Below are 21,968 nucleotides of genomic sequence, written 5' to 3'. Positions count from 1 at the left end.
AACCGCAATGAGCGAGGGAACCCCCCGCGTCGCGATCGTGACCGGTGCAGCCCGCGGCATCGGGGCCGCCACGGCGCAGCGGCTGGCCGCTGACGGCTTCGCCGTGGCCGTGCTCGACCTCGACGAGGGCAACACCAAGGAGACCGTCGCGGCCATCGAGGCCGCCGGTGGCACCGCCCTCGGTGTGGGCGCCGACGTGAGCGACGCCGAGCAGGTGCAGGCCGCCGTCGACCGGGTCGCCGCCGAGCTCGGGCCGCCCGTGGTGCTGGTCAACAACGCGGGCGTCACCCGCGACAACATGCTGTTCAAGATGACCGAGGTCGACTGGGACGTCGTCATGAACGTGCACCTGCGCGGTGCCTTCCTCATGGCGCGGGCGTGCCAGAAGTACATGGTCGACGCCAAGTGGGGTCGCGTGGTCAACCTGTCGAGCACCTCGGCGCTGGGCAACCGCGGCCAGGCCAACTACTCGGCGGCGAAGGCCGGCCTGCAGGGCTTCACCAAGACCCTGGCCATCGAGCTGGGCAAGTTCGGCGTCACCGCCAACGCCGTCGCCCCCGGTTTCATCCAGACGGAGATGACGAAGGCCACCGCCGAGCGCATGGGCATCGCCTTCGAGGACTTCATCAAGGGCGCGGCCTCGCAGATCCCGGTCGCGCGCGTCGGCCAGCCCGAGGACATCGCCCACCTGGTGTCCTTCTTCGTCAGCGAGGGCGCCGGCTTCGTCTCCGGCCAGGTCGTCTACGCGGCGGGCGGCCCCAAGGCCTGAGGAAGGACCCCCTGCCCCCCACCGCTCGCAGGCTCGCGGCGGGTCCCTGCAGGGGGCCAGCGTCCTCCCCACCCTCAGCAGCTCAGGGCGGGACCCGGGACGGAGCCGCCCGGCCCCCACCGCTCGCAGGCTCGCGGCGGGTCCCTGCAGGGGGCCAGCGTCCTCCCCACCCTCAGCAGCTCAGGGCGGGACCCGGGACGGAGCCGCCCGGCCCCCACCGCTCGCAGGCTCGCGGCGGGTCCCTGCAGGGGGCCAGCGTCCTCCCCCGTAGGCTCAGGGAGGGCCACCGCACCTGAGGTGCACCACACGCCGGCCGGCGGGCACAGTGCCCCGCCGGCCGGCGTTGCACCTGCCGTGACCGCTCCGCTCCGCCTCGTCCTCCTCGGTGACTCCATCGCGTACGGGACCGGCGCCGCACGGGTCGAGGACACCCTCGGCCCCCGGCTGGCGCAGGTGCTGCGCAGCGAGGGGATCGACGTCGACCTCAGCGTCCGGGCCGTGCCGGGCGCGGTGTCGCGCGACCTCGCCGCCCAGGTGCGCGCCGTTCCGCTCGACGCCGACCTCGCCGTCGTCGTGATCGGCGCCAACGACCTGGCCCGCTCCGCGCTGGCCTTGCTGCAGGGGCCCGCCGCGAGCGTGCGAGTCGCGGGGGGCAGCGAGGTCCTCTCTCAGGCCACCGCCGCCCTCGGCGCCGCGGTGGCCGACCTGCGCGCCGCCGGCACCGACGTCGTGGTCGTCCCGGCGCCGGACATGTCCAGCGTGCCCTTCGTCCCGTCGGCGCTCCGGCCCGTGGTGCGGGCCGCCTGCACCCGGCTCCAGGGCCGGCAGGCCGCCGTCGCCGAGGCGCACGGCGCCACCGTGGCGGCGGTGTCCGCCGAGATCGGCCGCGCCTTCACCGACGACCCCGCGCTCTTCTCCGCCGACCGGTTCCACCCGTCCTCGGCCGGCTACGCACGCATCGCCGCGGCGCTCGCGCCCACCGTGCTGGCCGTGGCCCGCGCCCGCCGGGCCCGCCGCGCGGCCTGAGCCCGGTACGGCCCGGCGGACGCGCCGCCGGGCCGCAGCGACTCACGTGTCGCGGTAGCGCTTCGCCTCGGCGGCCGCCCGCCGCAGTCCGTCGGCGTCGAGGTCGGGGCCGTAGCCGGGGGTGTCGCGCTGGGTGCGCCACCCCTCGGCCAGCGGACCGAGGTCGACGACGTCGAAGCCGAGGTCGTCGATGAACGAGGCGACGGTCTCCCTGGCCGAGGCGTCGTCCCCGGCGATGGCGAGGGCGCGGCGGTGCGGCGTCCCCGGCGGGGTGCGCCGGCCGGTGATGTCCGCGGCGTAGACGTGGTTGAACGCCTTGACCACGCGGGACCTGGGCAGGTGCTCCTGCGCCATCTCCGCGGTGGTGGTCGTCTCGTCGTCGAGCGCGGCGATGTGCCCGTCGCGCTCGGGGTAGTAGTTGTTCGTGTCGATCACGACCTTGCCGGCCAGCGGCTCAACGGGGACGTCGGGGAGCGCCTTGAGCGGCACGGTCACGACCACCAGGTCGCCGGCCGCGCCGGCCTCGGCGGGGGTCGCGGCGCGGACCTGACCGCGCCGCGACGGGCGGGCCTCGATCGCGGACACCAGGTCGGCCAGGGTCTCCGGCCCGCGGGAGTTGGAGAGCACGACGTCGTAGCCGGCGTCGGTTGCTGCCTGGGCGAGCGCCGTGCCGATGTTGCCGGCGCCGATGATGCCGAGAGTCGTCATGCCTGCCCGAAGCCGCCCCGCCCGCCGTCCATTCCGCCCCGCTGGTCGAGGGCGTCGGCGAGGAGCTGGGCGAGGTGCCGGCCGGGGCGGTCGGCCAGCTGGTCGAGCTGGGTGCGGCAGGAGAAGCCGTCGGCCAGGACGACGGCGTCCGGCCCGGCCGCGCGGACGGCGGGCAGCAGCTGCTGCTCGGCGATCGCCACCGACACGTCGTGGTGCCCGCGCTCGACGCCCCAGTTGCCGGCCAGGCCGCAGCAGCCGCCGAGCCGGGTGACCGTGGCCCCGGCCCGGCGCAGCAGCCGCTCGTCGGCCGCCCACCCCATGACCGCGTGGTGGTGGCAGTGCGGCTGGGCGACGACCTCGACGCCGGCCAGCGACGGCGGCGTCCACCCCTCGGTGGCGGCGAGCAGCTCGGCGAGCGTCCGGGTGCCCGCGGCCACCCGCGCGGCGGCGTCGTCGTCGAGCAGCTCGACGGCGTCGGAGCGCAGCGCCGCGGTGCAGGAGGGCTCCAGCCCGACCACCGGGATCCCGGCGTCGACCAGCGGCGCCAGCCGGCGCACCGTGTCGCCGAGCACCCGCTTCGCGGTGTCGAGCTGACCGGTGGTGATCCAGGTCAGCCCGCAGCAGGTGTCGTCGCCGGGCACCTGGACCCGGTGGCCGGCCGCCTCGAGCACCGTGACTGCCGCCCGCGCGACCTCCGGGGCGAAGTGGTCGGTGAACGAGTCGACCCACAGCGCCACCGGGCGCCCGCCGTCGGCCGCCGCCGGGCGCCGGTCCCACCAGGCGCGGAAGGTCTCGCCGGCGAAGGCCGGCAACGAGCGGCGCTGGTCGACGCCGGCGCCCCAGCGGGCCAGCCGGCCGCCCAGGCGGGAGGCCGTGACGGCGTTGACCAGCCGCGGGGCGCGCGCGGCGAGGTCGGACCACATCGGCAGCCGGCCCAGCGTGTAGTGCGACCGGGGCCGCAGCCGCCGCCGGTAGGACTGGTGCAGCACCTCGGCCTTGTACGAGGCCATGTCGACGCCGGTGGGGCAGTCGCGCGAGCACCCCTTGCACGACAGGCAGAGGTCGAGCGCGGCGTGCACCTCGGGCGAGCGCCAGTCCCGCACCGGCCCGCCCGGCGCGAGCATCTCCTGCAGCACGCGGGCGCGGCCGCGGGTGTTGTCCTTCTCCTGCCGGGTGGCCGGCCACGACGGGCACATGACCGCGACGCCGGAGGGCTCGGCCCGGCACTTGCCCACACCGGTGCAGCGGTGCACGGCGTTGGAGAAGTCGCCGCCGTCGTGCCGGTAGGCCAGCGCCAGGGTGGGCCGGTCGGTCGTCGGGCGCCGCGGCGCGGCGGCCACCCGCACGTCCTCGTCGAGCGGCAGCGGCCGCACCAGGACGCCGGGGTTGAGCACGTCGGCGGGGTCGAACAGCGCCTTGACCCGCCCGAAGAGGTCGAGCGCGGCGGGGGAGTACATGGTGCCGAGCAGCTCGCTGCGGGCCCGGCCGTCGCCGTGCTCGCCCGACACCGACCCGCCGTAGCGGGCCACCAGCCCGGCGGCGTCCTGCACGAAGGCCCGGTAGGCGGCGCGGCCGCGGTCGGGCTCGCGGCCGAAGGGGAAGTCGATCCGCACGTGCACGCAGCCGTCGCCGAAGTGCCCGTAGGGGACGCCCTGCAGACCGTGCTGCACCAGCAGCGCCTCGAACTCGCGCAGGTAGGCGCCGAGCGACTCGACGGGGACGGCGGCGTCCTCCCAGCCGGCGTGCGCGGGACGGCCGTCGCTGGTGCGCGCGGCCAGCCCGGCGCCGTCCTCGCGGATCCGCCAGATCGCCGCGGCCTCGGCGACGTCGGTGACCACCAGCGTGTCCACGGCGCCGGCGTCGGCGAGCACGCCGGCGGCCTTCGACTCCACCTCGGCGACGCTGTCGCCCGTCAGCTCCACGATCAGCCAGCCGGCGCCCTCCGGCAGGTCCGGGACGACGGCGGCCGGGACGTCGCGCAGCCGCTGCACGATGCGGTCGTCGAGTCCCTCGACGGCGGTGGGCCCGTGCCGCAGCAGCCCCGGCGTCGCGTCGGCGGCGTCGGCCATCGACGGGTAGCCGAGCACGACCAGGCCCCGGTACGGGGCGTCGGCCACCAGCCGCACGGTCGCCCCGAGGACGACGGCCAGCGTGCCCTCGCTGCCCACCAGCGCGCGGGCCACGTCGAAGCCGCGCTCGGGCAGCAGGTGCTCCAGGGAGTAGCCCGACACCTGCCGCCCGAAGCGGCCGAGCTCGGTGCGGATGGTGGCCAGCTCGCCGTCCACCAGCCCGCGGAGCTCGCCGAGGACGCCGCCGTCGACCGGGGCGCCGGCGCCCAGCCGCAGCCGCTGCCCGGAGCCGGTGACGACGTCGAGGCCGACGACGTTGTCCGACGTCCGGCCGTAGCCCAGCGCCCGGGACCCGCAGGCGTTGTTGCCGATCATCCCGCCGACCGTGCAGCGGTTGGACGTGCTCGGGTCGGGGCCGAAGCGCAGGCCGTGCGGGCGGGCGGCGACCTGCAGCGCGGCCTGCACGACGCCGGGGTCGACGACCGCCGTACGCGCCTCCGCGTCGATGTCGTGCACCCGGTCCAGGTGCCGGCTGGTGTCGACGACGACGCCGGTGCCCACCGCGTTGCCGGCGATGGACGTGCCCGCGCCGCGCATGGTCAGCGGGACGCCGAGGTCCCGGCACACCTCGAGCGCGGCGACCACCTCGTCGGCGTCGCGCGGGCGGACGACGGCGCGCGGCAGCACGCGGTAGAGCGAGCCGTCGGAGGAGTAGAGCGCCCGGGCAAGAGCCGAGTCGTCGACGTCGCCGATGCCCGCCCGGCGGAGGGCGGCGGCGATCTCGCTCGTGTCGGTGGAGGTGGTCACCACAGCGACAGCGAGCGCCGGTAGATCCCGGCCACGTCGTCCTCGCCGACCGGTTTCGGGGCGGTGGCCAGCAGCCGCTGCTGCTTCATCGTGCCGTCGACCAGGTCGGGGATGTCCCCCTCGTCGTAGCCGACCGCCCCGATGCCGCCGGGGATGCCGATGTCGCGCATGAGGGCGACGAGCACCGTCGGCAGGAACTCCGCCGGGTCGTCGGTCTGCTCGGCGGCCGGGTCGAGCAGGTGGGCGGCACGCAGGTGCCGCCCGGGGTCGGCATCGAAGGTGAAGCGGAAGGCCTCCGGCGCGGTCAGCGACACCGACATCCCGTGCGGGATCATCGGCTCGTCGGCCGGGTAGCCCTCGGGGTGGAAGTCCTTGACCCGGCCGGCGATCGGGTAGGCGTTGGCGTGCGGGACGTGCACGCCGGCGTTGCCGAAGCCCATGCCGGCGAAGGTGGCGGCCATGGCCATCTTCGCCCGTGCGTCGTCGTCACCGTCGCGGACGGCGCGGCGGAAGGACTCCGCCAGCAGCGACAGGGCCTTCTCCGACCACATGTCCGCGATCGGATTGGACCCGCAGTAGGGCACCCGCTCCTCGGGGCGCTTGCGGTCGTAGCTGGTGTAGGGCCGCGCGGTGTAGCTCTCCAGCGCGTGGCAGAGGATGTCCATGCCGGAGGCGGCCGTGACACCGGCCGGCTGGGTGCGGGTCAGCGCCGGGTCGACGACGGCCATCATCGGCCGCAGCCGGGGGTGGCTGATCCCCGTCTTCACCTTGAGCGCGAGGACGTCGAGCACGCAGATCGTGGTGCTCTCCGCGCCGGTGCCGGTGGTCGTCGGGACGGCGACCAGCGGAGCGAGAGGGTTGACCGGCGCCCGGCCCTCGCCGACCGGCTTGTTGACGTAGTCCATGAGCTCACCGGGGTTGGTGGTGAGCAGGTCGACCGCCTTGGCGGTGTCGATGCTCGACCCGCCGCCGACGGCGACGAAGGCGTCCCACGGGCCGTGCGCGCGGGCCCAGTCGACGGCGGCCTGCAGGCTCTCGTCGGTGGGCTCGACGTGGCTGCCGTCGAAGACGTGCGCCTCGATGCCGAAGGCGGTCATCTGGTCGGCCACCCGCTGGGGGTGCCCGGTCGCGGCCACGCCGGGGTCGGTGACGACCAGGACCCGGCGGGCCCCGGTCTCGCTGAGGTCGTAGCCGATCTCGTCGGCGGCGCCGGCGCCGAACTTCAGCCGGGGGGCGCCGTAGGTGAACACGCTCTCCGGGTCGGCGGGCTGGTAGACGCTGGCGGTCATGCCGTCATCGTGCACCGAGCGGGGCCGGTCGCGCCGTCCCCGGTGTCGTCGTCGCGGCGCCGGCACCGGGGACGGGACGGCTCAGGAGGTCGGGGGCTCGTCCTTCCCCGACTCCTCGGCCTCGTCGGCCTCCTCCTTGGTGTGGTGCACCGCGCCGTCGGCGTGCTCCGGCGGGCCGTAGACCGTGTAGAGGACCAGCGGGTTCGGCCCGGTGTTGAGGAAGTTGTGCTTCGTCCCGGCCGGGACGACGACGAGGTCGCCCTGCGCCACCTTCTTGGTCGAGCCGCCGACCTTCGCCTCACCGACGCCGCTGACGAAGGTGAGGATCTGGTCGATGTCCTCGTGGACCTCCTCGCCGATCTCCCCGCCCGGCGGGATGGTCATCACGACGAGCTGGGTGTTCGTCCCCGTCCAGAGGACCCGGCGGAAGTCCGGGCTCTCCTCGGCGACGGTCGCGATCGTGAAGTGGATGACGGACGCCATCGGCGCTGCTCCTCGCTGTCTGGCGGCACCCGGTCGGTGCCCTCTCGCGGAGGGTCCTGCCCCCGACCCGCACCGACCATGCGCCGCGCGCCCCCGACCCGCTGTGCCGGGGGCCCGGGCCCTGCTACGGTGCCCGCAACGTCAGTTCGGGAATCCAACTGATAAGGCGACCGCCAGGAGGCGTGCGTGTCCCGTTCCCCGCAGCCCCGGGCCGCGGCCACCGCGGTGGCGCCACCGGTGCCGGACGCCCGCGTGCAGCGCCGCACCCTGGCCGTCGTCGCGACCAGCACGCTGGTGGTGCTCGCCGCCTTCGTGACGCCGCTGGCCACCGCGGTGGCCACCGCCCGCGAGCTCGGCACCGGCCCGGGCGGGCAGGCCTGGCTGCTGTCGGCGATGAGCGTCGGACTGGCCGCCGCACTGCTGGTCACCGGCGCGCTGGCCGACGACGTCGGCCGGCGGCGGGTCTTCACCGCCGGGCTGGTCCTGCTCGCCGGCGGGGCCGCGCTCACCGCCGCGGCCGGGGCCACCGGGGTCTTCGTCGCCGGCCGGCTGGTGCAGGGCGTCGGGGGTGCGGCCGTGCTGGCCTGCTCCCTGGGCCTGCTCGCCCAGGTCTTCCCGCTCGGCCCGTCGCGGGCGCGGGCGGCCGCGGTCTGGGGCGCCGGCCTCGGCGCGGGCACGGGTGTCGGCGGCCTCGCGGCGGTCGTCCTCGACGGCGACACCGGCTGGCGGGCCACCCACGCCGCCACCGCCGTCCTCACCGTCGTCCTGGCCGTCGCCGCCCGGCTGCTGCTGCCCGGGTCGCCGCGCGGGCGCCGTCCGCGGGTCGACGTCGCCGGCCCGCTGCTGCTCGTCGCCGCGGTGTGCTGCCTGCTGGCGGGGCTGCTGGCGCCTCGCAGCGGCGGGGGCACCGGCGTGGCGGTCGCGCTGCTCCTGGCCGGGGCCGTCCTCGCCGCCGGCTTCGTGCTCGCCGAGGCGCGGGCGCGGGCGCCGATGGTCGACCTCGCGCTGTTCCGCGTCCGCGGGTTCGTCGCCGCCCACGTCGGGGCGCTGGTCACCGGCGCGGCCACCGTCGGGCTGATGTCCTACCTGGCCACGGTGCTGCAGCGGGGGCTGGGCGAGAGCCTGCTGGCGACGACGGTGCTCGTGGTCGTCTGGTCCGGTGTCGCGACGGCGACGTCCTGGGGGCTGCGCTGGCTGCCCGGCGTCGACGGGCGGCTGCTGCTGGCCGGTGGGCTGGCGGTGTCGGGTGCGGGGCTGGCCGGGCTCGCCGTCCTGGACGCCGGCAGCGCGGGCACCGTGCTGCTGCCCGGGCTGGTCGTCCTCGGTGTGGGCTACGGCGCGGCCAACGCCGCCCTCGGCCGGGAGGCGGTGGCGCACGTCCCGGCCGAGCGTGCGGCCATGGGCAGCGGCGCGAACAACACCGCCCGCTACCTCGGCGCCGCCGTCGGGGTGACGCTCGTCGTCCTGCTGGTCACCGCGGAGTCGGCGTCCGGCGGCGGCGCGGCCGCCCTGGTCGACGGGTGGGACGCCGCCGCCCTCGCCGGCGCGGCGGTCAGCGCGGTCGGAGCGCTGGCGGTGCTGGCACTGCGACCGGCCCGCAGCTGACGGGGTCGCCGACGCGGTCGTCGCGATCCCGGCCGGGTCGGGTACCGGCCGGGCAGGGAAACCGTGCTAACCATTCGTGGGGATCGGGGTCCGCGGAGGGTCCACGACCGGTACCGGCCAGTACCCTCGGGTTCATGCTCACCGCCCCGCGTCCCCGTGCCGACGGCCCGGGTCCCCGCCCGATCAAGCGGGGTGCCAAGGTCGCCGAGGCCCTGGCGCAGGAGATCGTGCACGAGATCGTCTCGCGCAAGCTGCCGCCGGGCACGCTGCTGTCCTCCGAGGCGCAGATGCTCGAGGACTACGGCGTCGGGCGCGGGTCCCTGCGCGAGGCGCTGCGCATCCTCGAGGTGCACGGGCTGATCACCATGAAGCCGGGCCGCAACGGTGGCCCGATGGTCATCGAGGTCGGCACCCGCGACTACGGGCGGATGTCGACGCTCTTCTTCCACCTCGGCGGCATGACCTTCGGCCAGCTGGTCGACGCCCGGCTCGTCCTCGAGCCGATGATGGCCCGGCTGGCCGCCGAGCGGCGGGGCCAGGAGCTGGTCGGTCAGGTGGCCGACCCGGAGACGACGGCGGTCGAGGACGACATCGCCTACTACGACGCCACCACGGACTTCCACCGCGGCGTCGCCTCGATGTCGGGGAACCCGGTGCTCAACCTGGTGTCGGTGTCGCTGGAGGACGTGTTCCGCGACCAGGTCACCGGCCTGCTCTCGCCCAACGACGAGCGCCGGCACGTGCTCGAGGTGCACGCCGCGATCGCCAGCGCGATCGCCGAGGGCGACGCCGACGCCGCCGAGCGGCTCATGCGCGAGCACATGCAGGAGTACGCCGACTGGGTGCGCCAGCGGCACCCCCAGCTGATGGACCAGGTCATCAACTGGCGCTGAGTCGCCGACCCGCGCCGGTCGTCAGCGCCCCCGCCAGACCGGGGCGCGCTTCTCGGTGAAGGCCCGGGCGCCCTCCGTCGCGTCCTCCGACGCCCGGATCGGCGCGTAGACCTCCCACTGGCGGGCGAAGGCCTCCTCGGCCGGCCACCCGGGACCCTCGCTGAGGATCCGCTTCGTGCCCTGCACCGCCAGCGGCCCGTTCGCCGCGATCCGCCGGGCGAGCTCCAGCGCCGTCTCCAGCGCCCGGCCGGCCGGGACCAGCCGGTTGACCACCCCGGCGGCGTGCGCCTCCTGCGCGCTCACCCGGTCGCCGGTCAGTGCCCACTCGGTCGCCTTGGGCAGCCCGGCCTTGCGCGGCAACCGGAGCAGCCCGCCGCCGCCGGCCAGCAGGCCCCGCTTCACCTCCGGCAGCCCGAACGACGCGCCGTCGCCGGCCACCACCAGGTCGCAGGCCAGGGCGATCTCGAAGCCGCCGGCCAGCGCGGGACCCTCGACGGCGGCGATCAGCGGCTTGGCCGGCGGCCGCTCGACCAGGCCGGCGAAGCCGCGGCCGGGCACGTGCGGCTTCTCCCCGGCGAGGAAGGCCTTGAGGTCCATGCCCGCGCTGAACACCCCGCCCGCGCCGGTGAGCACCCCGACGAACAGCGAGTCGTCGGTGTCGAGCTGCTCCATCGCCGCGCCGATGCCCTCGGCGGCCGCGGTGTCGATCGCGTTCCTCGCATGCGGCCGGTCGATGGTGACGACGAGGACGGCGCCGTCGCGCTCGACCCGGACCTCCGGTGAGCCGGGCGGGCTCACTTGGGCTGCATCCGGATGGCGCCGTCGAGCCGGATCGTCTCGCCGTTGAGCATCGGGTTGTCCACGATCGCCAGCGCCAGGCGGGCGAACTCGTCCGGGACGCCGAGCCGCCGCGGGTGCGGGGTCATCTGGCCGAGCGAGTCGCGGACGTGCTGCGGGAGCCGGGCGAGGATCGGGGTGTCGAAGGTGCCCGGCGCGATGGTCACCACCCGGATCAGCCTGCTGGCCAGGTCGCGGGCGGCCACGAGGGTCAGCCCGACGATGCCGGCCTTGGCCGAGGCGTAGGGGAGCTGACCGATCTGGCCCTCCCACGCGGCCACCGACGCGGTCAGCACGCAGACGCCGCGCTCCTCGCCGTCGACCGGCTCGTGCGCGGCCATCCGCGCGGCGGCCTGGCTGAGCACGTTGAACGTCCCGATCAGGTTGACCCGCACGATCGACTCGTAGAACTCCAGCGACCCGGGCGCGCCCTCCTTGTCGACGACGCGCATGGCGCCGCCGCGGCCGGCGCAGTGCACCAGCGTGCGCAGCGGGGCGAGCTCGTCGGCCCGGGCGACGGCGGCGGCCACGGCGTCGGGGTCGGTGACGTCGGCGGCGACGAAGCGCGTCTTGCCGCCGAGGTCGGCCGCGACCTCGGCGCCGGCCGACGTCGGCAGGTCGACGAGGACGGTCGGCACCCCGCGTTCGACCAGGCGGCGGGCGGTGGCCAGGCCGAGGCCGGAGGCCCCGCCGGTGACGACCGCGGACCCTGCAGTGACGTCCATGGACCTGCCCTTCCCTAGTTCTCCGCGGAGAGGTTCTCGATCACCATGGCGTTGGCCATCCCGCCGGCCTCGCACATGGTCTGCAGCCCGTAGCGCTGCCCGGTGTCCTCGAGGAAGCCGAGGAGCGTGGTGGCCAGCCGGACGCCGGAGGCGCCGAGCGGGTGGCCCAGGGCGATGGCACCCCCGCGCGGGTTGAGGCGGGCGTCGTCGACGCCGAACTCGGCCTGCCAGGCCAGCGGGACCGACGCGAACGCCTCGTTGACCTCGACGGCGGCGACGTCGTCGAGCGACACGCCGGAGCGGGCCAGCAGCCTGTGGGTGGCCGGGATCGGCCCGGTGAGCATCATCAGGGGGTCGTCGCCGGTGACGGCGGTGGCCACGACCCGGCCCCGCGGCGTGAGGCCGAGCGCGGCCGCACGCTCCTCGCTCATGACCAGCAGGGCCGCCGCGCCGTCGGTGAGCTGCGAGGAGTTGCCCGCGGTGATCTTCCAGTCGAGCCCGGGGAAGCGGGCGGCCAGCGGGTGGGCGGCGAACGCCGGCCTCAGCCCGGCCAGCTTCTCCGGCGTGCTGCCGGGCCGGATCGTCTCGTCGGCGGAGACGGTGCCGTCGGGGGTGCTGACCGGGGCCAGCTCGCGGTCGAAGACGCCGGCCGCGGCGGCCTCGGCGGCGCGGGCGTGCGAGCGGGCGGCGTAGGCGTCGAGCTGCTCGCGGGTCAGGCCCCACTTGTCGGCGACCAGCTCCGCGGAGATGCCCTGCGGCACCAGGCCGGGGGAGTAGCGGGCGGTGACCTGCGGACCGTGCGGGTCGGCGTCGCCGCGCGCGGAGCCCATCGGCACCCGGCTCATCGACTCCACACCCGCGGCGACCACCACGTCGTAGGCCCCGGCGACGACGCCCTGGACGGCGAAGTCGAGCGCCTGCTGCCCCGAACCGCACTTGCGCTCGATGGTCACCGAGGGCACCGACTCGGGCCAGCCCGCGGCGAGGACGGCCTGGCGGCCCGGCGTGGCCGACTGCTCACCGTTCTGCCCGACGCAGCCGACGAGGACGTCGTCGACGGTGGCCGGATCGAGGTCGCTGCGCTGCGCCAGGGCCTGCAGCACCTGGGCCAGCAGGTCCACCGGGTGCACGCCGGACAGCGCCCCTCCGGGCTTCCCGCGCCCCATGGGACTGCGGACGGCGTCGACGATGACGGCTGCGGGCATGGGACCGTCCTCCTGGGATCGCTGTGGTCGTTGACACAATAACCATGAGCACCAATAACATGGATGCATCCGGTCGGTGGCCTCCGCGCCCTGCCGGCCGCCCCCGGCGACGGCGCCGGGGGGACCCCGGAGGGAGCCCGAGGATGTCGTTCGACCTGCCCGCCGCCCATCGAGACCTCCTCGAGCGGGCCCGGAAGACGGCGGACGAGGTCCGCTGGCGGGCCGGCGAGGCCGACGCCGCGACCGACGTGGACCCGGTGATGCGGGAGGCGCTGCAGGCCAGCGGCCTGGTCGCGGTCACCGTGCCCGCCGCCCACGGGGGCGCCTCCGACACCGTCGACTCCCTGGCGGTCACCGTCGTCCGCGAGGCCTTCGGCGGGGTGTCGGCGCACCTGGACTCGCTGTTCGCCATGCAGGGCATCGGCAGCTACGCGCTGTCGGTGGCCGGCAGCCCGCGGGTGCAGGAGGAGTGGCTGCCGCGGGTGGTCTCCGTGGAGGCGGTCGCCGCGCTGTGCCTGACCGAGCCCGACGTCGGCTCGGACCTGCGGTCGATCACCACGACGGTCGCCGAGCGCGACGGCGAGCTGGTGCTCGACGGGCACAAGTCGTTCATCACCAACGCGCCCGCGGCCGCCTTCTTCACCGTGCTGGCCAAGGAGGAGGCGGGGTTCTCGCTGGTCTTCGTGCCGGCCGACACCCCTGGCGTCACGGTCACGTCCGGGCCCGATCTCATCGCCCCGCACGTCATCGGCGAGGTCCGCTTCGACGGCGTCCGGGTGCCGCTGGACGCCCGGGTCGGCCAGCCCGGGCAGGCGTTCCCGCTGGTGCTGCAGACGCTGGCCACCTTCCGGGTGTCGGTGGCGGGCTCGGCCGTCGGCCTGGCCCAGGCGGCGCTGGACGAGGCCGTCGCGCACACCACCGGCCGCGAGCAGTTCGGCACCTCGCTCGCCCGGCTCGGCCCGATCCCGCAGATGCTCGGCACCTGCTGGACGGAGATCGAGCAGGCGCGCCTGCTCACCTACGCCGCCGCCACCAGGGCCGCCGCCGACCCGCAGGGGGCGCTGCACTGGTCCTCGATGGCGAAGGTGGCGGCCACCGAGACCGCGGGCCGGGTGGCCGACCGCTGCGTGCAGATGATGGGCCGCTTCGGCGTGGTCACCGGCTCGACCATCGAGCGGCTCTACCGCAACGCCCGCCCGATGCGGATCTACGAGGGCGGCAACGAGGTGCTGCTCGGCCAGCTGGCCAAGACCCTCACCCGTCCCGCCCGCGGCTGACGCCGCCCCCGGAGGAAGGACCGAGTCCATGGTCGCCGTCGGCATGCTGCTCTCCGACGTCCCGAGCACCGTTCCCCCCGCCCAGCAGTTCGACGGCGTGCGCCGCATCGTCGAGGCCGCCCAGCGGGTGGGGATGACCTACATCGCCATCGGCCAGCACTTCCTCTACGGGGACCTGCGCTGGCTGCAGCCGGTGCCGCTGCTCGCCCGGCTGGCCGCCGACTGCGACCGGGGGACCCGGCTGGCGACGCAGATCATGATCGCGCCGCTCTACCACCCGGTCATGCTGGCCGAGGAGCTGGCCACCCTCGACGTCGTCACCGAGGGCCGGCTGGTGTTCGGCGCCGGCATCGGCTACCGCCCCGAGGAGTTCGAGTACCTCGGCATCCCCTTCAAGGAGCGCGCGGCGCGCACCGACGAGATCCTCGAGCTGCTGGTGAAGCTCTGGACGCAGGACGAGGTCACCCACTCCGGCCGGTTCTGGCAGCTCGACGGCGTCCGCCCGCACCTCAAGCCCGTGCAGAGCCCGCACCCGCCGATCTGGGTCGGCGCGCAGAGCGTGGCCGGAGCCCGGCGGGCCGGCCGCTTCGGTGACGCCTTCCCGGTGACGCCGGAGGCCACCTACGACGAGATCGAGGAGCGCTTCGCCGCCGTCCGCGAGGGCTTCGCCGCGCGCGGCAAGCCGTTCGGCCCGCAGCCGGTGCGCCGCAACGTGCAGGTGGCCGGCTCCCGTGACGAGGCGCTGGTCGAGTACGCGCGCGTGTCGAAGGGGAAGTACCTGTCCTACGCCAGCAAGGGCATGACGCACGCCGGCGACGCCGAGACCCTCGACCGCGACTTCCTCGCCAGCGTCGCGCAGCACGCCGTCGTCGGCAGCGACGCCGAGGTGGTCGCCCAGCTCACCGACCTGTGCACCCGCTTCCCGGTCGACCCGCTGCTGCTGCGCCCGCAGTGGCCGTCGATGTCGACCGAGGACACCATCGCCGCGATCGAGCGACTGGGGAGGGAGGTCGTCCCCGCCATCCGGGCGCTGCCGACCCCCCAACCCGAGCCCGTGCCCGCGGGCGCGGCCTGAGCCGGCAGGACCGACGGACAGGAGAGGCAGCATGAGCCGTTTCGAGGGGAAGGTCGCGCTGGTCACCGGGGGAGCCCGGGGACAGGGCCGGTCGCACGCGGTGCGGCTGGCGGCGGAGGGGGCCGACGTCGCGGTCGTCGACGTCGTCTCGCAGTTCGACTCCGTGCAGTACGCGATGTCGACGCCGGACGACCTGGCCGAGACCGAGAAGCTCGTCCGCGAGCACGGCCGGGAGTTCCTCGGCATCCAGGGCGACGTGCGCGACGAGGAGCAGGTGGCCGGCGCCGTCCGGCAGGCCGAGGAGCGCTTCGGCGGCATCGACCTGGTCTGTGCCAACGCGGGGATCCTGCCCTCGACCGGCCCGCACGCCCAGCGGCTCGAGGCCTGGCACGACACCATCGCCACCAACCTCTCCGGCGTCTTCTACACGCTGCGCGCGGTCACGCCGGGCATGGTCGAGCGCGGCCGCGGCGGGGCGATCGTCATCACCGGGTCGACGTCGAGCTTCCGCGGCGTCGCCTACAAGACCGAGATGCTCAACCCGGGGCACATGGCCTACGGCGCGGCGAAGTCCGGCGTCCTGGCGCTGATGCGCAACTACGCGATGGCACTCGGCAAGCACGGCATCCGGGTCAACACGGTCATCCCCGCGGGCGTGGACACGCCCATGATCAGCAACGAGTTCTTCACCAGGGACCTGCAGGCCGACGCCCCGCCCGGGTGGATGGCCAACGTCATGGAGCACGGCCCGGTGCAGCCCGGCGACATCTCCGACGCCGTCCTGTTCCTGCTGTCGGACCAGGCGAAGTACGTCACCGGCACCGCGCTGCCGGTGGACATGGGCACGCTGCTCATCTGACCGGACCGCGCCGACGAGAGGGGAGGGGCCCTGCGGCTTCCTCCCCTCTCTGCGCGCTCGTCGTCGACCTGCTGTCGTCCCGGCGCGTCCGGGGCCGCCCCGGGTCGACGTGCGGCGCCGTGGTCCGCGCCCGGGACGTGACGGACCCGCGGAGGTGTCCGGGGCACCTCCGCGGGTCTGCAGGTGGAGGAGCTCAGCTCATGCCGGCCGGCACCTGCTGCGGACGGCGGACGAAGCCCTCGTAGCCGTTGGCCGCCACCTCGTCGCACTTCTGCCGGTAGACGCCCACCCCACCGATGTAGGGCATGAACACCCGCGGCTTGCCCGGCACGTTGGAGCCCATGTACCAGGAGTCGGCGGTCGGGTAGAGCGTCATGTGCCCCACCTCGTCGACGTGCGCGGTCCACTCGTCCTCGGCCTCGACCGTGGGCTCCATCGTCGACAGCCCCCCGGCGCGCATCGAGGCGATCGCGTCGGCCACCCACTCCACGTGCTGCTCGATCGAGGTAACCATGTTGGAGAGGACCGACGGGCTGCCGGGACCGGTGATGGTGAACAGGTTCGGGAACCCCGCGACCTGGATGCCCAGATACGTCCGCGGACCGGCGTGCCACTTGTCCTGGAGCCGCACGTCACCGCGACCGCGGATGTCGACCGCCGTCAGCGCACCGGTCATCGCGTCGAATCCGGTGGCGAACACGAGGTCGTCGAACTCGAACTCCTCCTGGGTGGTGCGCAGCCCCCGGTGGGTGATCTCCACGATCGGCGTCTTCCGCACGTTCACCAGGCGCACGTGCGGCAGGTTGTACGTCTCGTAGTAGTTCGTGCCGAGGCACGGCCGCTTGGTGCCGAAGGGGTGGTCGTGCGGCTGCAGCGCGGCGGCCGTCTCCGGGTCCTCGACGATCTCGGCGATCCGGTCCCGCACGAACTGGGCCGCGGTGTCGTTGGCCGCCTGGCTCGTGATCATGTCGTTGTAGCTGACCAGCATGTCGACGAGGTTGTTGTCCTCGTCGTACCAGACGCTCTCGTAGCGGGCCTGCCGCTCGTCCGGGCTCACCTCGAGAGCGGACTTCGTGGGCGTCGGGACGGCGATGCCGAAGCCGGACTCCCGTGCGGCGCGGCGGACCTCGTCGTAGCGCTCCTTGACCGAGCGCTGGTGCTCCGGGTCGATCGGGTGGTTGCGGGCCGGCAGCACGAAGTTCGGCGTCCGCTGGAAGACGGTCAGCTCGGCCGCCTGCTCGGCGATGAGGGGGATGGCCTGGACGCCCGAGGAGCCGGTGCCGATGACGGCGACCCGCTGCCCGCTGAAGTCCACCCCCTGTGCGGGCCAGTGCCCGGTGTGGAACCAGCGGCCGCGGAAGAGGTCGAGCCCCGGGACCTCCGGCACCTTGGACGCCGAGAGGCATCCGGTGGCCATGACCACGTACTGCGTGGAGAACTGATCGCCCTTGTCGGTGCGCACGTGCCAGCGCTCGACGTCCTCGTCGAAGACCGCCTCGGTGACCGTGGTCTCGAGCTTGATGTCGCGGCGCAGGTCGAAGCGGTCGGCGACGTGGTTGACGTAGCGGAGCAGTTCGTCCTGGGGCGGGTACTTCTCCGTCCACTCCCACTCCTGCTCGAGCTCGGAGTCGAACGAGAAGCTGTAGTCCATGCTCTTCACGTCGACCCGGGCGCCGGGGTAGCGGTTCCAGAACCACGTCCCCCCGACGCCGTCGCCCTTCTCGAAGACCTGGACGGTCAGGCCCATGCCGCGCAGCTTGTGCAGCATGTACAGGCCCGACATCCCGGCCCCGACGACGACGGCGTCGACCTCGGGGACACCCTTCACCGCCGAGTTCGACGGTTGCTGGTGCGTCTGTGTCATGTGTTCCGTTCCTCTCGGGAGGGTCCCGGGACGGCCGCGCCACGCGACCGGGGGACGGGGATCACGCCGGCTGGGCGGTGAGCTGGCGGTCGACGGCCTCGGCCACGTAGGCGATGCCGGCCTCGCTGCCGGGCAGCACGTTGACCATCGTGAAGAAGCCGTGCATCTGGCCCTCGAAGACGCGGGACTGCACGGGGACGCCGGCCGCGGCCAGCGCGTCGGCGTACTCCTGGCCCTCCTGGCGCAGCACGTCGTGCTCGGCGAGCAGGACGACGGCCGGTGGCAGGCCGGAGTGGTCCTCGAGCTTGGACGGTGAGGCCTCCGGGTGCTGTCGCATGTCGTGCTCGGGGGCGTAGAGGTCCCAGAACCACACCATCGACTCGCGGGTGAGCAGCGTCTGGTTCTCGGGGTCGCGGTAGGTCTCGTTGTCCAGGTTGCAGTCGGTCACCGGGTACACGAGGACCTGCATCGCGATGGCCGGCCCGCCGGCGTCGCGCGCCTTGTGCGCGACGATCGCGGCGAGGTTCCCGCCCGCGCTGTCGCCGGCGACGATGAGTGGCACGCGGGCCCCGGCGATCTCCTCCAGGTGCTCGTCGATCCACCGCAGCGCCGCCCAGGAGTCGTTCACGGCCGCCGGGTACGGGTTCTCCGGCGCCATCCGGTAGTCGACGAGCACGACCGCGCACCCGGTGCGCTGGGCGAGGGTCTTGCCGAGCGTCTCGAACTCCGGCAGCGCGCCGATCACCCAGCCGCCGCCGTGGTAGTAGACGAGCACGCCGCGGGGGCTCTCGTTCGGCACGAGGACGTGCAGCGGGATCGCGTAACCGTCGTCCGCCGGCGCGCTCGTCATCTCCGCCCGGTGCACGTCGGGCCCGGGCCCGTACATCTCACCGAGGGTCGCGGTCAGACCGCGGGCCTCCTCCGGGGTCATCTCGTGCAGCGGCTTGGCACCGCTCTCGGCCATCTGCGTGAGCAGCGCCGTCGTCGCCTCGTCCAGGGCCATGCCGCCTCCAGGGGTGTCCGCTCGCGTGCGGGACCGGATGGTCGTCACCTCGTCGGGTGACTCAGGCCACCCAAAGTAGGTAGACCATGCGCAGGGACACAACCCCCGCTCGGCGGGTCGCGGTGAACCTGCGAAAGATGCGCAGGGACTCTTCCGCTGCCTCCGGCATTGTGGCTACGGTCACTGCGCCGGGCCCGTCGACGCCTCTCCGGCCGCCGGCCCGCCGCACGCCCCGGGGCGACGACGCCCCGGGACCGTCGACACCGAGGAGCGCCGTGAAGACCGTCGGAGCACTGCTGTGGGAGCCCGGGACGCAGTCGGGGTGGAGCGTCGAGGAGATCGAGGTCGACCCGCCGGAGCGGCGGGAGGTCACCGTCAAGCTGACCGCGTCGGGCATCTGCCACAGCGACGACCACCTCGACACCGGGGACATCCCGCTGGGCTGGGCGCCGATCCTGGGCGGTCACGAGGGCGCCGGCGTCGTCACCGAGGTCGGGCCCGAGGTCACCGAGCTGACCGAGGGCGACCACGTCGTCATGTCGTTCCTGCCCTCGTGCGGCAAGTGCCGGATGTGCGTCTCCGGCCGCTCGAACATGTGCGACCTCGGCGCCGGCGTCCTCGCCGGCTTCGCCCCCGACGGCACCCACCGCGTGCACGCCCGCGGGAAGGGCGTCGGCGCGATGAGCTATCTGGGCACCTTCGCGCCGTACGCCACGGTGCCGGTCGACGCCGTCGTGAAGATCGACCCGTCGGTCCCGCTGATGCCGGCCTCGCTGATCGGCTGCGGCGTCCCCACCGGCTGGGGGTCCTCGGTCTACGCCGCCGACATGCAGCTGGGCGACACCGTCGTGATCTTCGGCACCGGTGGCGTCGGCATGAACGCCGTCCAGGGGGCGGTGCACCGCGGGGCGAAGAACATCGTCACGGTCGACCCGGTGGCCTTCAAGCGTGAGAAGGCCAAGGAGTTCGGCGCCACCCACCCCGTGGGCTCCTTCGAGGAGGCCCGGCAGCTCATCGAGCACATGACCAACGGCCAGGGCGCCGACCGGGTGATCATCACCGTCGACGTCGCCCGCGGGGACATCGTCGAGCAGGCCAACCAGCTCACCCGACGCGGCGGGGTGATCGTGCTGACGGCGGCCGCGCCGGTGCTGCAGCGCGACGTCCAGTTCGACCTGTTCAGCTTCGCGATGTCGGGCAAGCGGCTGCAGGGCTCGCTCTACGGGACGACGAACTCGAAGAACGACATCCCGCTGATCGCCGACATGTACAAGAACGGCCAGTTCAAGCTCGACGAACTGATCACGAAGACCTACAAGCTCGAGGACATCAACGAGGCCTTCGCCGACCTCCGCGACGGAAAGAACATCCGCGGCGTCATCGTCTACGACGACTGAGGGCCCACGCGATGACGCTCACCCGGCCCGACACCCCGGTGGCCGACCTGCTGGACATCCAGCGGGCCACCCACGTCTACGCCCGCGGCCTGGACCGCTTCGACCCGCACGAGGCGGCGTCGGCGTTCACCGACGACGCCGTCTGGGACGCCACCGCCGTCGGCCTCGAGCGGTTGGAGGGGATCGCGGCGATCCTCGGCTTCTTCGAGCGGGACGCCTCGGCGATCGCCGACCAGTTCCACGTCATCACCAACCACGTCGTCGACCTCGACGACGACGGGACGACGGCGCGCGGCACCAACTACGTGTTCTCCGAGGGGCACACGAGGAGCGGTGCCGCGTTCAAGGCGATCGCGCTCAACGAGGACACCTACCGCCGCACGCCCGCGGGCTGGCGCATCGCCACCCGCCGCATCTCGGCACTCACCCCGCCCGAGCTCGAGGGCTTCGATGCCTGAGCCCGGCACCCACCTGGAAGGACCGGCATGACCGCAGTGGAGGAGCGCGCCGGCACCGGCGTGCGTTCGTTCGACAAGCTCTTCATCGGCGGCCACTGGGTGCCGCCGGCCACCGACGCGGTGATCGAGGTGGTCAGCCCCATCACCGAGCAGGTCGTGGCCACCGTCCCGCACGCGAGCCCGGCGGACATGGACGCCGCCGTCGCCGCGGCCCGGAAGTCCTTCGACGAGGGACCCTGGCCCCGGATGTCACCGGCCGAGCGGGCCGCCGCGCTGCGCCGGGTGGGGGAGGAGGTGGGCAAGCGGATCCCGGAGATGGAGGCCTCCTTCACCGTCGAGATCGGTGCCCCCGCCATGATCAGCAAGGCCTTCCACGCCAACGCCACGGCGATGTGGGACGACGCCGCGACCCTGGCGGCCACCCTGCAGCTCGAGGAGCGCCGCACGGTGACCGGCGGCGGCGAGGCGACGATCGTCAGGGAGCCGGTCGGCGTCGCCGCGGTGATCATCCCCTGGAACGGGCCGGTCGCCACCGCGTCGCTGAAGATCGCCCCGGCGCTCGCGGCCGGCTGCACCGTCGTCCTCAAGCCCGCACCCGAGGGTCCGGTGTCGGTGATGATCCTGGCCGAGGCGCTCGAGGCCGCCGGACTGCCCGACGGCGTCGTCAGCGTCCTGCCCGGCGGGCGCGAGGTCGGCGAGCACCTGGTGAAGCACCCCGACGTCGACAAGGTGTCCTTCACCGGCTCGACGGCGGCCGGACGCCGGATCATGGCGCTGTGCGCCGAGCGGATCGCCCGCGTGACGCTGGAGCTCGGCGGCAAGTCGGCGGCGATCGTGCTGCCCGACGCCGACCTCTCCGCCGTCGCGCAGACGGTCACCTTCGCCGGCATCGGCAGCTCCGGCCAGGTCTGCGCCGCGCTCACCCGCCTCGTCGTCCCCCGGGACAAGCAGGACGAGGTCGTCGAGCAGGTCAAGGCGATCATGGAGTCGGTGAAGGTCGGCGACCCCCGTGAGGAGGGGACCGTGCTGGGCCCGCTGGCCGCCGAGCGCCAGCGCGACCGCGTCGAGGGCTACATCGCCACCGGCGTCGAGGAGGGTGCACGCCTGGTGACCGGCGGCGGCCGGCCCGAGGGTCTCGACCGCGGCTACTACGTCCAGCCGACGTTGTTCGCCGACGTCGACAACGCCATGCGGATCGCGCAGGAGGAGATCTTCGGCCCGGTCATCGTGGTGATCCCCTACGACACCGTCGACGACGCCGTCCGGATCGCCAACGACTCCCAGTACGGCCTCTCCGGCGCGGTGTTCACCGCGGACAAGGAGGCCGGCGAGGCGATCGCGCGTCGGGTGCGCACCGGCCAGATCTACGTCAACGACTGGGGCATGTGCGTCACCCAGCCCTTCGGCGGCTACAAGCAGTCCGGTCTGGGCCGGGAGGGTGGTCCCGAGGGCATCGCCGCCTTCCTCGAGACGAAGATGATCCAGGGCATCTGAGAGGGCCCTCCTGCCCCCACCGCTCGCGAGCTCGCGGCGGGGCCCTGCAGGAGTCCACGCGGCTCCGGTCCCCCACGGGGGACCGGAGCCGCGGCGCGTCCGGGGCCGGCCGTCGACACGATCCA

Annotated in this window: 19 protein-coding genes; 10 read left to right on the top strand and 9 right to left on the bottom strand. The window is 74.2% G+C overall.

What is annotated here, in order from left to right; translation table 11 throughout:
- Positions 1-7 precede the first annotated feature (7 nt).
- Together fabG and ABQ292_RS01690 are read left to right on the top strand one after the other, a co-directional pair.
- Entirely contained in the window at positions 8-769 is a 762-nt protein-coding gene (gene fabG / locus ABQ292_RS01695; protein WP_369202595.1) for a 3-oxoacyl-ACP reductase FabG, read from the top strand.
- A 354-nt stretch (positions 770-1,123) separates the two neighbouring features.
- Complete coding sequence (locus ABQ292_RS01690; RefSeq protein ID WP_369202593.1) at positions 1,124-1,795, top strand: GDSL-type esterase/lipase family protein; 672 nt, start codon at positions 1,124-1,126, stop codon at positions 1,793-1,795.
- 42 nt (positions 1,796-1,837) lie between these two features.
- On the opposite strand, the gene ABQ292_RS01685 is transcribed toward ABQ292_RS01690, so the two are convergent.
- The 4 genes from ABQ292_RS01685 to ABQ292_RS01670 form a co-directional block, all read right to left on the bottom strand.
- Positions 1,838-2,503: an NADPH-dependent F420 reductase gene (locus tag ABQ292_RS01685; RefSeq protein WP_369202591.1), complete on the bottom strand. Its 666-nt coding sequence runs from the start codon at positions 2,501-2,503 to the stop codon at positions 1,838-1,840.
- Positions 2,500-5,379 carry an FAD-binding and (Fe-S)-binding domain-containing protein gene (locus ABQ292_RS01680; protein ID WP_369202589.1) on the bottom strand — a complete coding sequence of 960 codons (2,880 nt, stop codon included), beginning with the start codon at positions 5,377-5,379 and terminating at the stop codon, positions 2,500-2,502. The genes ABQ292_RS01685 and ABQ292_RS01680 overlap by 4 nt, the downstream gene beginning before the upstream one ends.
- Positions 5,376-6,668 carry a hydroxyacid-oxoacid transhydrogenase gene (locus tag ABQ292_RS01675; RefSeq protein WP_369202587.1) on the bottom strand — a complete coding sequence of 431 codons (1,293 nt, stop codon included), beginning with the start codon at positions 6,666-6,668 and terminating at the stop codon, positions 5,376-5,378. Before ABQ292_RS01675 ends, ABQ292_RS01680 begins: the two co-directional genes overlap by 4 nt.
- An 81-nt stretch (positions 6,669-6,749) precedes the next feature.
- Complete coding sequence (locus tag ABQ292_RS01670) at positions 6,750-7,151, bottom strand: cupin domain-containing protein (protein WP_369202585.1); 402 nt, start codon at positions 7,149-7,151, stop codon at positions 6,750-6,752.
- Between the two features lie 186 nt (positions 7,152-7,337).
- Here ABQ292_RS01670 and ABQ292_RS01665 point away from each other — a divergent pair, with 186 nt between their 5' ends.
- Positions 7,338-8,756: an MFS transporter gene (locus ABQ292_RS01665; RefSeq protein ID WP_369202583.1), complete on the top strand. Its 1,419-nt coding sequence runs from the start codon at positions 7,338-7,340 to the stop codon at positions 8,754-8,756.
- A gap of 134 nt (positions 8,757-8,890) precedes the next feature.
- Positions 8,891-9,649, top strand: coding sequence for a FadR/GntR family transcriptional regulator (locus ABQ292_RS01660; RefSeq protein ID WP_369202581.1), 759 nt, complete (start codon positions 8,891-8,893; stop codon positions 9,647-9,649).
- Positions 9,650-9,670: 21 nt separating this feature from the next.
- Here ABQ292_RS01660 and ABQ292_RS01655 read toward each other — a convergent pair whose 3' ends face one another.
- From ABQ292_RS01655 to ABQ292_RS01645, 3 genes are read right to left on the bottom strand one after another with little or no spacing between them, the layout of a single operon-like run.
- A complete protein-coding gene (locus tag ABQ292_RS01655; protein WP_369202579.1) occupies positions 9,671-10,447 on the bottom strand; it encodes a crotonase/enoyl-CoA hydratase family protein in 777 nt (258 codons plus the stop codon).
- Entirely contained in the window at positions 10,444-11,211 is a 768-nt protein-coding gene (locus tag ABQ292_RS01650; protein ID WP_369202577.1) for an SDR family NAD(P)-dependent oxidoreductase, read from the bottom strand. The genes ABQ292_RS01655 and ABQ292_RS01650 overlap by 4 nt, the downstream gene beginning before the upstream one ends.
- A 14-nt stretch (positions 11,212-11,225) precedes the next feature.
- Positions 11,226-12,416 (bottom strand): thiolase family protein, encoded by a 1,191-nt coding sequence (locus ABQ292_RS01645; RefSeq protein WP_369202575.1) that lies wholly within the window; start codon positions 12,414-12,416, stop codon positions 11,226-11,228.
- A 143-nt stretch (positions 12,417-12,559) separates the two neighbouring features.
- Between ABQ292_RS01645 and ABQ292_RS01640 the strand changes: the two genes are divergently transcribed.
- From ABQ292_RS01640 to ABQ292_RS01630, 3 genes are read left to right on the top strand one after another with little or no spacing between them, the layout of a single operon-like run.
- Positions 12,560-13,693, top strand: a complete 1,134-nt coding sequence (locus ABQ292_RS01640) for an acyl-CoA dehydrogenase family protein (RefSeq protein WP_369202573.1) — start codon at positions 12,560-12,562, stop codon at positions 13,691-13,693.
- 28 nt (positions 13,694-13,721) lie between these two features.
- Positions 13,722-14,768 (top strand): LLM class flavin-dependent oxidoreductase, encoded by a 1,047-nt coding sequence (locus ABQ292_RS01635; protein WP_369202571.1) that lies wholly within the window; start codon positions 13,722-13,724, stop codon positions 14,766-14,768.
- A gap of 31 nt (positions 14,769-14,799) precedes the next feature.
- Positions 14,800-15,627 (top strand): mycofactocin-coupled SDR family oxidoreductase, encoded by an 828-nt coding sequence (locus tag ABQ292_RS01630; protein WP_369202569.1) that lies wholly within the window; start codon positions 14,800-14,802, stop codon positions 15,625-15,627.
- Positions 15,628-15,820: 193 nt separating this feature from the next.
- Here the strand turns inward: ABQ292_RS01630 and ABQ292_RS01625 are convergent, their stop codons facing one another.
- The gene (locus tag ABQ292_RS01625; RefSeq protein ID WP_369202567.1) at positions 15,821-17,491 is read right to left on the bottom strand and encodes a flavin-containing monooxygenase; all 1,671 of its coding nucleotides are present in this window, start codon (positions 17,489-17,491) and stop codon (positions 15,821-15,823) included.
- 61 nt (positions 17,492-17,552) lie between these two features.
- Positions 17,553-18,494 (bottom strand): alpha/beta hydrolase, encoded by a 942-nt coding sequence (locus ABQ292_RS01620; RefSeq protein WP_369202565.1) that lies wholly within the window; start codon positions 18,492-18,494, stop codon positions 17,553-17,555.
- 275 nt (positions 18,495-18,769) lie between these two features.
- On the opposite strand from ABQ292_RS01620, the gene ABQ292_RS01615 reads away from it, so the two are divergent.
- From ABQ292_RS01615 to ABQ292_RS01605, 3 genes are read left to right on the top strand one after another with little or no spacing between them, the layout of a single operon-like run.
- Positions 18,770-19,891 (top strand): NDMA-dependent alcohol dehydrogenase, encoded by a 1,122-nt coding sequence (locus tag ABQ292_RS01615; RefSeq protein WP_369202563.1) that lies wholly within the window; start codon positions 18,770-18,772, stop codon positions 19,889-19,891.
- An 11-nt stretch (positions 19,892-19,902) separates the two neighbouring features.
- Entirely contained in the window at positions 19,903-20,349 is a 447-nt protein-coding gene (locus ABQ292_RS01610; protein ID WP_369202561.1) for a nuclear transport factor 2 family protein, read from the top strand.
- 27 nt (positions 20,350-20,376) lie between these two features.
- Positions 20,377-21,843 carry an aldehyde dehydrogenase gene (locus ABQ292_RS01605; RefSeq protein ID WP_369202559.1) on the top strand — a complete coding sequence of 489 codons (1,467 nt, stop codon included), beginning with the start codon at positions 20,377-20,379 and terminating at the stop codon, positions 21,841-21,843.
- The last annotated feature ends 125 nt before the right edge of the window (positions 21,844-21,968 follow it).

Origin of the sequence: Geodermatophilus maliterrae (assembly GCF_041018925.1) — a bacterium.
Classification (GTDB): Bacteria; Actinomycetota; Actinomycetes; order Mycobacteriales; family Geodermatophilaceae; genus Geodermatophilus; species Geodermatophilus maliterrae.
This window is presented reverse-complemented; position numbering and strand designations above follow the sequence as displayed.